Here is a 13,003-nt window from a genome sequence, read left to right as displayed (position 1 = left end):
ATTATGCCTCTATTTCTCCAAAATAATAAAATCCTTTGGCTTTTAGTAATTTAACTTTTAATTCCTGACCAATTAAATCCTTAGTTCCCTTAAAATGAACTACCGTGTTGTTGCTTAATCGTCCTGTAATTAATTCAGGGTCATGGCTGTTTACTTCTTCTGCCATAACTAATTGTGTTGTTCCTTCATATTTGGCAGTTTTCTTTGATGATATTTCATTTACAACTTTTAAAAGTCTGTCAAATCTATCTTTAACTACATCCTGTGGAACCTGATTTTCCATTTCTGCAGCAGGTGTTCCCGAACGCTTTGAATAAATAAATGTAAATGCACTGTCATATTGAACTTTCTTAACAACATCTAGTGTTTCATTAAAATCTTCTTCTGTCTCACCGGGAAAACCAACAATGATATCTGTTGAAATTCCAATATCAGGAATTGCTTTTCTTAATTTATCTACGATTTCAAGATAATGCTGTTTGTCATAATGCCTGTTCATTATTTTTAATAAACGGTCGCTTCCTGACTGTAATGGCAAATGCATCTGCTTGCAAATTTTTTTAGAATGAGCCATTACATCAATTAATTCATCAGACAAATCCTTTGGATGACTCGTCATAAATCTAACTCTCTTTAGACCGTCTATTTTTTCAATTTCCTGTAAAAGCTGTGCAAATGTCATTGGATTTTCTAATGTCTTACCATATGAATTAACATTTTGACCTAACAACATTATTTCAACTACACCTTCACTAACTAATTTCTTGATTTCATTAATTATATCTTCAGGTTTTCTGCTTCTTTCCCTTCCTCTAACATATGGTACAATACAGTAACTACAAAAATTGTTACATCCATACATTATATTAACTCCGGATTTAAAACTGTATTTTCTTTCACTAGGTAAATCTTCTACTATTTCTGTTGTACCCTGCCATATATCAATTACAGATTTTTGACCTGAAAGTCTTTCATATAATAATTCTGCTAACTTAAAAATGTTATGTGTACCAAAGATTAAGTCAACAAATTTATAACTCTTTTTGATTTTTTCAACAACATGTTCTTCCTGCATCATGCATCCGCATAAACCTATAATCATATTGCTGTTTTCTTTTTTTAATTTTGATAAATATCCTAATCTTCCGTATATTTTTAAATTAGCATTTTCACGTACAGTACATGTATTATAAAGTACTAAATCAGCATGTTCATCTTCTGTTTCTTCATATCCGATTTCATTAAGAATACCTATAAGTTTCTCTGAATCTTTGAAATTCATCTGACATCCAAATGTTGCTACACATGCCTTTAATTTTCTTCCTAATTCTTTTTCTCTATTAGAAATTATTTCTTTACATTTAGCTATGTAATAAGCCTGCTTTTCTGTTTCATTTACAAAATTCACTTTATTTCTCCTAAACTATCTGATTTGTTATTATGGTATCTAAATTGATATCATTTTCATGCTGCTTAAGTTCATCCACAATTTGGAAATTAAACCCTACACCGATTTTATATGTATCTATATTTTTTAAATATCTGTCATAAAAGCCTGCGCCATATCCAATTCGCTTTCCTTCTTTAGTAAATGCAAGTCCCGGAACTATAACAATATCCGGTTTAGGTGCAATATTATCTGTGACAGGTTCAGGTATTTTCATATAGCCTTTTTTTAACTGATTAAAATCAGTAATTGTATAAAATGTCATGTCGTTTCCAATTACTTTTGGAAGTGCAAGAATTTTACCTTTATTTAAGCAGTCACTCATAAGCAATGTCATATCAACTTCATTATTTACACTACAATAGCAGTAAACAACTTTACTGCTATTATAAATTTTGCTATTTATTATTGTATTATTGATTTCCAAATTATAAAGTTCAAATTTTTGGTAATCAAGAGATAATCTTTTTTGCTTTATTTCTTTTCTAAGAATGTTTAAATCCATTTTAATGTCCTTTAGGTTTTAAATCCACAATTGTTCCATCAGGATTTTTAATTTTTACATTTTTTAATTCACCTTTTAAATTACCAATAACAGCCATTCTATATTCTGTACGCAACTGTTCCTGTTCTTTCTTTTCACTGTCAGTTAATCCTTCTGCTTTAGATTTTCTTGCCAATTCATTTATTCTCTTTATTTTCTTCTGGTCCATTTTTTCTTTTCCTTTTATTTTATTTTAGAAATATATATGTAGTATCACTATTTGCCGCGATTGCACCAATAAAATACCCTTTTTCTTCAAGCAATACTTCTGTCGAAGGGAATTTCTGAATTGCAACATATTCATATTCTTTGCCAAATAAAGGCTTTTTCTCATTGACACTTGCAATGAGATTATTATTAATGAAAACTATCTTTTCTTTATTACTGTAAACTGCATCAACCTCGTTAGTCTCTAAATTAAGAAATTGGCTTTTAGAATCTTTGTCAATTTTAACATATGGTGTTCCGTTAATTAATATAGCATTTGCTCTTGTTGAACTTCCGGTTTTTGTTTTGTTAATACATGTATATTCTTCTTTGCTTTCAAGATTATAAAAGCAAATCGTTTCTTCATCCTTATTAAAATCGAATGTAGAATATAACAAATAATTATTCTGAACCTCAGCAAATACTAATGTAGTATCATAGTATGCCTGGGCTATTGACGGGATAACCATATGTGTCTGTTCAAGTAATAAATCCGATATAAATTGCTGAATGTTTATTACCATTAAAGTTTCAACAGCTGCTTCTTCTTTTTCGAGTAAATCATGCTTATTCTCATCAAATAAAGAGTATCCTGTTTTCATAATACATGAATTTTCGTTATATGGAATCATAAATTCAATTCCATTGTTAATTAAATTTTCATCGTTGATTTTATATTGCTTATTATCTACAAAATTAAATAAAATAGATGAAAAATCAAAAAATCCGGCATAATTATCTTTATAATTTCCTCTTGGAATTGCCCTTTGTATTATTAAATTAGATTCATTTAATATATATATTTTTATTTGTTTTTTATCAGGATATAGATTTAAATTATCCTTTAAAGTAATTATTTTTAAATATGTATCATCAATATAATTATATTTAATTATATTTAAATTGTAATTTCCATCATATTGATCATCGAATTCAGTAAAATAAATATAATCTGACTGAAACTGACAGTCTGTAATATTAAAAACCTGTAGTTTTTCGCTTCTTGGAAGAATTTCTTTTCTTATATTATCTTCTAAATGATACACGAAATAGTGTACTTTTTTAATATTGCTAAACTTACTATCTTCAAATTCTTTTTCAAGAATTATATCATCTTTTAAATGAATTCCATTAAAATATTCTGATTGGGCTAAAAATCTAATGTTCATTATGACTCCTCACGCGTTTATATAACGAAATTTTTACAAATTAAATCATACTACAAAATTGAAAAAAGGTCTATATTTTCATTTTTAGATATGTATAACTTAAAATTGCAAACCTTTAATCTAAATATAATTGTTCAAATAATAATGCTATGGTCTGAATTCAGAAATAATCGATTCAAACACCTTTATTCCATCAATAGCTGCACTTGTAATGCCTCCGGCATAACCTGCCCCTTCACCACAAGGATAAACACCTTTAAATACTGATTGAAAATCGTCTTCTCTTATAATTCTTACAGGTGATGACGTTCTGCTTTCAATCGCCGCAAATACAGTATCTTTATTATCAAATCCCTGTATTTTCTTGCCAAAATACGGCATTGCCTCTTCTATTGAATCGCAAATATATTTAGGTAATACATTTTTTATATTCGCAAAAGAATATTTTCCTTTTATGTCAGAAATAACATTTCCAAATTCATGACTGATTTTGTTATTTACAAAGTCACCATATAGTTGAACAGGAATTGCACCTTTTCCTTCATTAAATGCTTTTTCTTCTAATTCACGTTGTAAATACATTCCTGCTAATGGATGTTTACTTTCAAAATCATTTGGAGTAATAGTTGTAACTATCGCACTGTTTGCATTTTTACCATCTCGAGCGCTATAACTCATACCATTGACAGCTAAACGTTTATCTTCAGAAGAAGCATTAACCACACATCCTCCAGGACACATACAAAAAGAATATACGCCTCTTTTGCTCTTTGTATTGTATGTTAATTTATATGGTGCAGCAGGCAAACCTTCACAATCATCAACTCCATATTGTGATTTATTTATCATATCCTGTAAATGCTCAACACGAACACCTATTGCAAATGGTTTTTGTTCCATTGGAAATGATTTGTTATATAGCATTTCGAAAGTATCTCTTGCACTATGACCTATAGCCAAAATACATATTTGACTCTGAATTTTTTCTGAATTATTGATTTCTAAATTATAAAAACCACCTTCTTTTTCGATGTTAGTAAGCTTACTTTCAAACAATATTTTTCCACCAAGTGATTCTATTTCTTTCCTTAAGTTTTTTACAACAATTTGAAGAATATCTGTTCCTATGTGAGGTTTTGAATCATACATGATATTTTCGGGTGCACCACATTTTACAAATGTTTCCAGGACAAAATTCTGACGACCGTTCTTATCTTTAATTCCTGTGTTTAATTTTCCATCAGAAAAAGTTCCCGCGCCACCTTCTCCAAATTGAACATTTGACTCTGTATTTAATTTACCGGTTTTCCAAAATTCTTCAACATCTATAATTCTACTGTCAACATCCTTGCCTCTTTCAATTATTATAGGATTATAACCTGCTTTCGCTAAAAGATAGCCACAAAACATTCCGGCCGGGCCAAATCCTACAACAACAGGTGGATTTTCTATTTTTTTATTACCCGTAACATTGTATATGTATTTTTCTTCTTTTTTTACAATTGAAACATCTTTAGGTAATTTTTTTAAATTGTATTTATTTAACTCTAATTGAACAGCATATATATATATTGGTGATTTTCTTGCATCAATTGATTTTTTTATAATTTTATATGACACAAGGTTGTTTTTTTGTGTATGAGCTTTTTTAAGCGCTTCCTTAACAACATCATCTATACTATGCTTAATATTCATCTTAATTTGATTGACTTTAATTTTTATCATATAAACAACTCTTTCCTGCAATTGCACCGCTTGACCATGCAAATTGTAAATTATAACCGCCACATAAACCGTTAATATCGACCACTTCACCTGCAAAATACAAGTTTTTTACAAGTTCAGATTCCATTGTTTTAGGATTTATTTCTGATAAATCAACTCCTCCACACGTAACCTGAGCCTGCTCGTAATCTCTCGTATCTATTGCTTTAAATTCAAATTTTTTTATAAAATTTATTATATTTGAAATAAAATATTCAGAATCTTTTTTACAATTATTAACTACTATTTCATAAATACCATTAGCTATTTTTGACGGTAACATTCCTTTTAAAGCATATAATACACTTTTTCCGTTATCTTTTTGTGTAATAATAAATTTTTCAATATCTTCACTCTTAATATCAGGTAAAAAGTCAACTGTTATTTCAACATCTTTTCCTAAATTTATAACTCTGGAAATATAATTACAGCAATTAAATATAGGAATTCCTGATAAACCATAATCAGTAAATTGCACTTCTCCGGTTTCCTTATATACTGATGCTCCTTCTATAAAAGCTGTTACAGTTGCTTTAGTTCTTACGCCCGCAAAAGATTTACAGATTTTATTTTTGCATACAATTCCTGTTAATCCGGGAACCTGTTTAATTATATTGTGGCCAAACATTTTTGCATAACTGTATCCACTTCCATCAGAACCGGTTTTTGCAGCAGACTTTCCACCAGTTGCAATTATAAGCTTGTCGGCTATAATTTCTTTATTATTACCCTTAATTATAAATTTATCATCTTTTCTATGCATTCTTGTAATATGAAAATCAGTAATTAATTTTACATTTCTTTTATACAATTCACTTTGCAATACATCAATAACAGATGCTGCCTGCTCACTCATAGGATAATAATATCCATTTTTATCTTTTAACATTAAACCGCAATTATAGAAAAATTGTTTTGTATCATCGACAGAAAATTCGTTTAACACTACATCTGCAAAGTTCTGATTATTATATTTTTCTTTTGAAACTGATTCATTAGTCAAATTGCATTTTCCATTACCGGAGATTCTTATTTTAGAACCTATTTTTGATGTGTGTTCTAAAATAAAAACCTCATTATTTTCATTTGCTACATTTATTGCAGCCATCATTCCTGCCGCTCCGGCACCGATTATACATATTTTCATTGTAAATATTCCTCAACTGGTATTAGCCTCAAGAAATTTAAATAATTCTTCTGCTGTATCAAAGTAAAAACCTTCAGCTAAAACATCCTGCTCTTTTTTTGACAAACTGGACACTGGTATTTCTGTGGATGCAACAACAGTTGCTCTATCATTTTCAAATACTACAATGTATCCTTCCACTGATTGCAACCAATAGCCTTCTTTTTCTATTACTTTAGCATTAGTCTGAGAATTATTCTTCTTTGATTGTTTATCTGTTCCAATATTATATCCAATTACAAATGTTGCAACAATTACAGCTGCAACTAAACAAAAAATATATGCACGCTTGTTCATAAATAAACTCCTTTGCATATATTTTTTACCGTTTTATATTTTTATATACTACAGCAGATGAATTTTTTTACATATTTTAATAATCATAGTTCCTTTTGGAACAGATTCTAATTCATTTTCTGTAACAATTTTCGTTTTAATAACCATAATTCCATATACTGCAATAGCTACACATATAGCGATTAACGTTGATATTGTATTACTTCCGATTAATTTATGGAATAATAAATAAACTAAATAACAACATATAGACATAATTACCGATGAAATAATAGGTTTAACAAATGTATTTTTTATTTCCTGTGTATAGCCTGTATAATTTTTTATTGAATATGAATTTAATACACATACTGTCATTGCAAATGTGAAATCACCTATTACAACAGCGTATATTCCTAATTTAAATACAACAAGTAATAAAGGCAAAATAACTAAATGAATACCTAATGAAATTGCTGAATTCTTAATAGGAACATTCAATTTATCAATTCCCTGTAATATTGAATTACTGATTGTTGATAAAGAAAATGCCGTAACTGTAAATACACTAAACATCATCATGTAAACAATCATATCATTACTCAAATTAGGAAATAGCATTTTGTTGATTGGTCCACCTAATACTGATAATCCAAAGCCACAAGGCAGGGCAATTATCATTGAAAATTTAATTGCTGAATCTATTTTATTATTTACAATTAGTTTATCACCGGCAGCATATGAACGAATCATTGACGGTACAATTGCTGCCGCTAATGCAGATGCAATAGCTATTGGCATAGTAGTAAGTACTCTATACTGTGAGCTGTATACACCCCACAATGCTAATCTTGCATCTTCTTTTAAGCCAAATTTCAACTCCATAATATTCTGGAAAATCGGATTATCCAACAAGTTGCTAATGTTATAAATTGTTGTACTTATAAGCATTGGTGTAATTGTAAATATAATCATTTTTGTTATTCTACTAAATGAATCCAATGCGCCTTTATCCTGCTTTGAAATGTCAGCTAATATATCCGACTTTCTTTTTAAGTAGATAATAATCAGGACTAAAAGAGCTGTAGCCGCACCAAGGCATGTACCTAAAGTTCCACCTGCAGCACCATATGATATTGCATTTGCTTCTGCTTTACTTTCTGATAACATTGTAGAAACAGAGTATCCATAATTTAATAATTCGTATGCTGCAAACACACTTACAAAAGCATTTACAATCTGTTCAAAAATCTGAGAAATCGCAGTTGGCACCATATCTCCAAGTCCCTGCATATAACCACGGAAAACTCCTAAAATGCATGCTATTGTTAATGTAGGAGCTAATACCTTTAATGCTCTTCCGGCTGATGGAGCATGATAAAATGTTGAAGCAAGCCATTCTCCGCCAAAAAATGCAATTAATCCACATATAACACCAATTACAAGCCCGTATATTAATGCTCCTTTAAAAATTCTGTGAGCATTATTATTTTCATTTCTTCCTAATTTTTCAGAAACAAGCTTTGAGACTGCAATAGGCATACTTTGTGATGATAATAAAATTAAAATATTATACACATCATAAGCCGTGCCATAACATCCCATGCCTTTTTCACCTAAAATATTAGTTAAAGGAACACGATATATTAAACCTATAACTCTTACTAATAAACCTGCTACAGCTAAAATACTTCCTTGTAGAAGAAAGCTGTTTTTTATTTTTTTCTTTGACATTGAAATCTCCTAATTACATACGAAAACTTTCCGGCATCAAGTCAGAAAGTTTGTATTCTCTTATTTCCTTATCATTAGTTACAACAATTATTCCATTTTCATCCATAAATTCTGTCATAACCTGTCTGCATATTCCGCATGGATACGCAAAATCGTGCGTAGAACATACAATTACTATTTTGTCAATTTTTGTACATCCATCTGATACAGCTTTGAAAATAGCACATCTTTCAGCACATATAGTTGCGCCGAAAGATGCATTTTCAATATTACATCCTATGTAAATTTTTTCACCACATAAGGCAACTGCTCCTACATTAAATTTACTGTAAGGTGCGTATGAATTTTTCATTGCCTCATATGCTTTTGATATCAACTCATCATTACTCATAATACTCACTCTTATTTTGAAATTTTTACATTATCAGAATATTCATTCTGAACCATGCAAATCCATGTTTTACCATCATTTAAAACAATTTCATTTCCTGATTTATCTAAATATGTAGTTCTTCCAAGCTTGTCTGATTTATTCCAAGTAATTTTTTCAGCCTTACCGTTTGTAATATACCAACCTTTTCCTGAGCCTGTTAAAGTCATATCCAAACTCTTATTATCAGGATAAAGAGTAGCGTTAACATACTGAATAATTATATTAGAACAAGACAGCTGTTCATTATTCTGATCATCAATGTGTGCTTTTCCATATTGGAATCTCTTATATAATCCTGTAGCTGCATCATATTCAAACCAAGGTTTATTTATCTGGTAACCAAGTTCTACTTTATTGGCAATCTTTTCGCTTGCTAAATCTACTTTAGTTCCCTCATCAGCAAATTGGAAATGTGAATTGTAATCTTTCTTGTAATTCTTTCTATAGCCTAATTCTTTAATTCCCTTTTTAATTCCTGCACCATCAATAAAACAGTTATGTGGTGCAACTCTATCTGTTGTTCTAAAGAAAATGCTATTTGCAACAGACTGATATGAACCTACATTATCAATCTTATCGCTTTTTAGAAAATCAAGTGCATATTTAGACTGTCCAAAATGAACATAGATAGCATCCCATTCCAATGCAAAATAACAATAATAAATTCTGCAGCTTCTTATTGAACCAATCTTTTTAAGATCATCGTAATTTTCAAAAATACCCATTATACGTGTTATGCATCCTTCAACAGGTGCTTCATAGCATACACTTGCATTGCTAAGTCCTGAATGAGGAATTGCATTTATAATGTTATTGTACATTACGGCAACAGGTCTTCTATTACCAATTTTTTCATCTACATATTCACCGGTTAATTTACTTCTTACCTGTCCGATATGTGAATTGTCGACAGTTGTTTCTTCAATTGTTGTTTCTTCAACAGTTGTTTTTTCTTCTTTTTCAGTTTTCTTTCCTTTGCATCCTGTTACTAAAATCATGGCTACTATGATTAATGTTAATGCTGTTAGTATCTTTTTTTGCATGTTTACTCCCTCGTAATTCCTAAATTTATTAAAATATCATTTTGCTTTCTTTCCATTTCCACCCTTTCATCTTCCTCCATATGGTCATATCCAAACAGATGAAGCATACTATGGGCAACAAGAAAAGCAAATTCTCTTCTAACTGAATGATTAAATTCATGTGCCTGACTTATTACACGGTCATATGAAATAACAATATCACCTAAAATTAATTCTCCGGTATCTAAATCAAAATAATCATCAATCTCATCAAATCCTGTAAAATCACCCGGCTTATCATAATCAATCATCGGAAATGATAATACGTCAGTTTCTTTATCAATTCCTCTAAACTCGTTATTTATCTCATGAATTCTTTCATTAGTTACAATAGTTACATTAACTTCACACTCATATGGACATTTCACATAATCCACGGCTTCATTAACAACCTCTTCTATAAGTTTTTCATAATCAAGTCGTTCCTTCATTTCTTTGTCATATTCATTTTCAATATAAATATTCATTATTTCTTTTCCCTTTGTTGTTTCTTTTTTGCCATTTTTTCATCATATTCTTCATATGCTTTAACGATTTTCTGAACAAGAGGATGTCTTACAACGTCTTTGTTTGTCAAGTTAACAAAACTTATATCCTCAACTTTACTTAAAACCTTTAACGCAACATCTAATCCTGAAACAGCGTCTCTAGGTAAATCTTTTTGAGTTAAATCACCAGTCACGATTACCTTTGATCCAAAGCCGATTCTTGTTAAAAACATCTTCATCTGTGCAGGCGTAGTGTTCTGCGCTTCATCTAAGATAATAAATGCATTATCTAATGTACGTCCACGCATATAAGCTAAAGGAGCAACTTCTATAATTCCCTTTTCAGAATTATGCATAAAACTTTCTGCCCCCATTATCTGATATAACGCATCATATAAAGGACGTAAATATGGATCAACCTTGCTTTGTAAATCGCCTGGTAAAAATCCAAGATTTTCTCCTGCTTCAATAGCCGGTCTTGTCAAAATGATTCTGTTTACCTCATCATTTTTTAAAGCAGTTATTGCCATTGCCATTGCAAGATATGTTTTACCTGTTCCTGCCGGGCCAATTCCAAATACAATCATCTTCTTACGTATTTCATCTACATAATGCTTCTGACCTAATGTTTTAGGCTTAACAGGCTTTCCTGCCGCAGTTCTGCATATCATATCATCATCTAATTCGACAATCGCCTGTTCGTTATCCTCAAAAGATAATGATAACGCATAATCAACATTTTGCTCTGTTATTTCATTGCCACGTAAAGATAATTTAAAAAGCTGTTCAAATACTTTTTTTGCCCTTTTGGCAGCAACTTCACCACCAATAATTTTTATTTGTGAATCTCTAGATATAATGGTGACATGAAGTGTTCTTTCTATTTTCTTTATATTTTCATCAAAATTTCCATAAATCTTTTTTTCATGCTCAGCAGGAATATCTATAATACTCTCAATCACGCTCATTAACTGTAGTTCCTTCCTCTGATATACTTAACTCTTCAAGTGACCCAAAAGGTTGAACAACTGTCACCTGTCCTTTTCCTATATATGTGTCACCGACAATCTCCATTTTAACATTTTTTTCTAGAATTTTATACCCTTTTTGTTCTAAAGTCATTAAATAATATGTAAAATCATTATCTATTAGTGTTTTTATTTGAGTTTTATTTCTTTTTACTTCAACATATTTAAAAGGAATATTTGTAATTTTTGTAAATGTAACAGGCAGATAATAATTTTTCAAAAAATGAAGTTTATTTTTTTCAATCACAATGTCTTTATTTTTGCCTTCGCCATTTAATATTGCCATATCACCAAACGAAACGTTAAAATATGAATATTTCTTTCCATATTTTTTTACTTTTTCTTTTATTTTATATTTTTTATTAAATTCATATTTAACTTTGGCATAAATTTCACCGTCAGCCTTAACATATTTCTTAGCTATAATTTCTTCAAATTCGTTATATGTATCTACTTCTCCTGAAATTAGCAAATCACCTTTTTTAACTTTGTCACCTTTCTTTACATTGCCGACACCTGTTCTTGTTATTATGCTATCTATTTGTGCATCACAATTTGCAATAATATTATACGGAGAATTTTCCTGTTCCTTTATCGTTCGATTATAATTTTCATTTACATGAATTATGAGATTTGTCCCTTTAATTTCTGCACAAACCCATGTTATATCAGAATATTTATTACGAATCTTTTTTTCTATTTCATCGCAATCAATTTTTCCTTTATATTCTCCTACATATACGTTTTGTTTTCTTATAAAATTATATAATTCATTGGAAGTATGCATTACATTGCCATCTATTGTAATGTTCCAGATAAACATAGATAATATAACTACAATCAATAAAAATGATGCTAACGAAATACCAAATATTTTTATGTATTTAATTTTTTTTATTTTATTTATATTTCCAATTTCGGAAACATTTTTAATTTCAATATTGTATTTCTCGCATTTTTCTGTTAGCCTTGCTAAATATTTTTTGTTTATAAGAAAAGTAGCTTCGTTATTTGAAATCTTAATCTCTCTATACTCTAATTCGTTAAATTTCAATAATCTTTTTATATCGTAACTATTAATGCAAATTTCTACAAAATGATATTTCATTAAGATCTCCTATTATTTTCATACAGATTTTATTATTATAATATTCGATATTTAATCTGTTACCCTTTATAAATATATAGTAATGTTTGCACTTAACTATTATGTTTGTATCTGATAATTCAATTATTGAAATATAATTTTCTATATAAGCACACCTTTTCCCTAAAATATCGACAATAGATTCTTTAAAAACTACATCTGTAGGTATTTGGCCGGCATCACAAATTTTATATTTATCTATAGCTTTTCTCCACATATAGCTATTATTATTAAGTATATGAATTGTTTAAAATATAATACATAAAAAAACCGGAGCATAAACTCCGGTTTTTTATAATTAATTATACTTGCGCTTTCTAGCAGCTTCTGATTTCTTCTTACGCTTAACGCTTGGTTTTTCGTAATGTTCTCTTTTACGAATCTCCTGCTGAATACCAGCCTTTGCGCAATTTCTCTTGAATCTACGTAAAGCACTGTCGATTGATTCGTTTTCTTTAACGATAACGCTTGACATTCTTTCCTTACCTCCCTCCAGTT

14 protein-coding genes are annotated in these 13,003 nt (G+C 29.6%); all 14 read right to left on the bottom strand.

All coding sequences use genetic code 11. The features are described from left to right. Window position 1 precedes the first annotated feature (1 nt). Window positions 2-1,408, bottom strand: coding sequence for a tRNA (N6-isopentenyl adenosine(37)-C2)-methylthiotransferase MiaB (gene miaB, locus N5B56_RS09635; protein ID WP_118565093.1), 1,407 nt, complete (start codon window positions 1,406-1,408; stop codon window positions 2-4). 10 nt (window positions 1,409-1,418) lie between these two features. Then, window positions 1,419-1,952 carry a 5-formyltetrahydrofolate cyclo-ligase gene (locus N5B56_RS09630; RefSeq protein WP_117909418.1) on the bottom strand — a complete coding sequence of 178 codons (534 nt, stop codon included), beginning with the start codon at window positions 1,950-1,952 and terminating at the stop codon, window positions 1,419-1,421. A gap of 1 nt (window position 1,953) precedes the next feature. Further along, on the bottom strand, window positions 1,954-2,160 hold the full coding sequence (locus N5B56_RS09625) for a DUF896 domain-containing protein (RefSeq protein ID WP_022089618.1): 207 nt from the start codon (window positions 2,158-2,160) through the stop codon (window positions 1,954-1,956). A gap of 19 nt (window positions 2,161-2,179) precedes the next feature. Continuing rightward, complete coding sequence (locus tag N5B56_RS09620) at window positions 2,180-3,367, bottom strand: hypothetical protein (RefSeq protein ID WP_117909420.1); 1,188 nt, start codon at window positions 3,365-3,367, stop codon at window positions 2,180-2,182. A 147-nt stretch (window positions 3,368-3,514) separates the two neighbouring features. Further along, window positions 3,515-5,092 carry an NAD(P)/FAD-dependent oxidoreductase gene (locus N5B56_RS09615; RefSeq protein ID WP_260978814.1) on the bottom strand — a complete coding sequence of 526 codons (1,578 nt, stop codon included), beginning with the start codon at window positions 5,090-5,092 and terminating at the stop codon, window positions 3,515-3,517. Continuing rightward, a complete protein-coding gene (locus tag N5B56_RS09610; RefSeq protein WP_260978813.1) occupies window positions 5,079-6,278 on the bottom strand; it encodes a BaiN/RdsA family NAD(P)/FAD-dependent oxidoreductase in 1,200 nt (399 codons plus the stop codon). The genes N5B56_RS09615 and N5B56_RS09610 overlap by 14 nt, the downstream gene beginning before the upstream one ends. A gap of 12 nt (window positions 6,279-6,290) precedes the next feature. Beyond that, window positions 6,291-6,614: a hypothetical protein gene (locus tag N5B56_RS09605; protein WP_022088420.1), complete on the bottom strand. Its 324-nt coding sequence runs from the start codon at window positions 6,612-6,614 to the stop codon at window positions 6,291-6,293. A 48-nt stretch (window positions 6,615-6,662) separates the two neighbouring features. Continuing rightward, a complete protein-coding gene (locus N5B56_RS09600) occupies window positions 6,663-8,327 on the bottom strand; it encodes a putative polysaccharide biosynthesis protein (protein WP_118565098.1) in 1,665 nt (554 codons plus the stop codon). Between the two features lie 13 nt (window positions 8,328-8,340). Further along, entirely contained in the window at window positions 8,341-8,718 is a 378-nt protein-coding gene (locus N5B56_RS09595) for a cytidine deaminase (protein ID WP_022088418.1), read from the bottom strand. An 11-nt stretch (window positions 8,719-8,729) separates the two neighbouring features. After that, the gene (locus N5B56_RS09590) at window positions 8,730-9,803 is read right to left on the bottom strand and encodes a DUF3048 domain-containing protein (RefSeq protein WP_260978812.1); all 1,074 of its coding nucleotides are present in this window, start codon (window positions 9,801-9,803) and stop codon (window positions 8,730-8,732) included. A gap of 2 nt (window positions 9,804-9,805) precedes the next feature. Then, window positions 9,806-10,309: an rRNA maturation RNase YbeY gene (gene ybeY, locus N5B56_RS09585; protein ID WP_117909431.1), complete on the bottom strand. Its 504-nt coding sequence runs from the start codon at window positions 10,307-10,309 to the stop codon at window positions 9,806-9,808. Beyond that, entirely contained in the window at window positions 10,309-11,298 is a 990-nt protein-coding gene (locus N5B56_RS09580; protein WP_118565101.1) for a PhoH family protein, read from the bottom strand. Before N5B56_RS09580 ends, ybeY begins: the two co-directional genes overlap by 1 nt. After that, complete coding sequence (locus tag N5B56_RS09575) at window positions 11,285-12,466, bottom strand: sporulation protein YqfD (RefSeq protein ID WP_260978811.1); 1,182 nt, start codon at window positions 12,464-12,466, stop codon at window positions 11,285-11,287. Before N5B56_RS09575 ends, N5B56_RS09580 begins: the two co-directional genes overlap by 14 nt. Window positions 12,467-12,803: 337 nt before the next feature. Continuing rightward, a complete protein-coding gene (rpsU, locus tag N5B56_RS09570) occupies window positions 12,804-12,980 on the bottom strand; it encodes a 30S ribosomal protein S21 (RefSeq protein WP_005362674.1) in 177 nt (58 codons plus the stop codon). Window positions 12,981-13,003: the final 23 nt, after the last annotated feature.

The organism is Eubacterium album (assembly GCF_025336545.1).
Lineage (GTDB): Bacteria > Bacillota > Clostridia > Lachnospirales > Lachnospiraceae > Eubacterium_U > Eubacterium_U album.
This window is presented reverse-complemented; position numbering and strand designations above follow the sequence as displayed.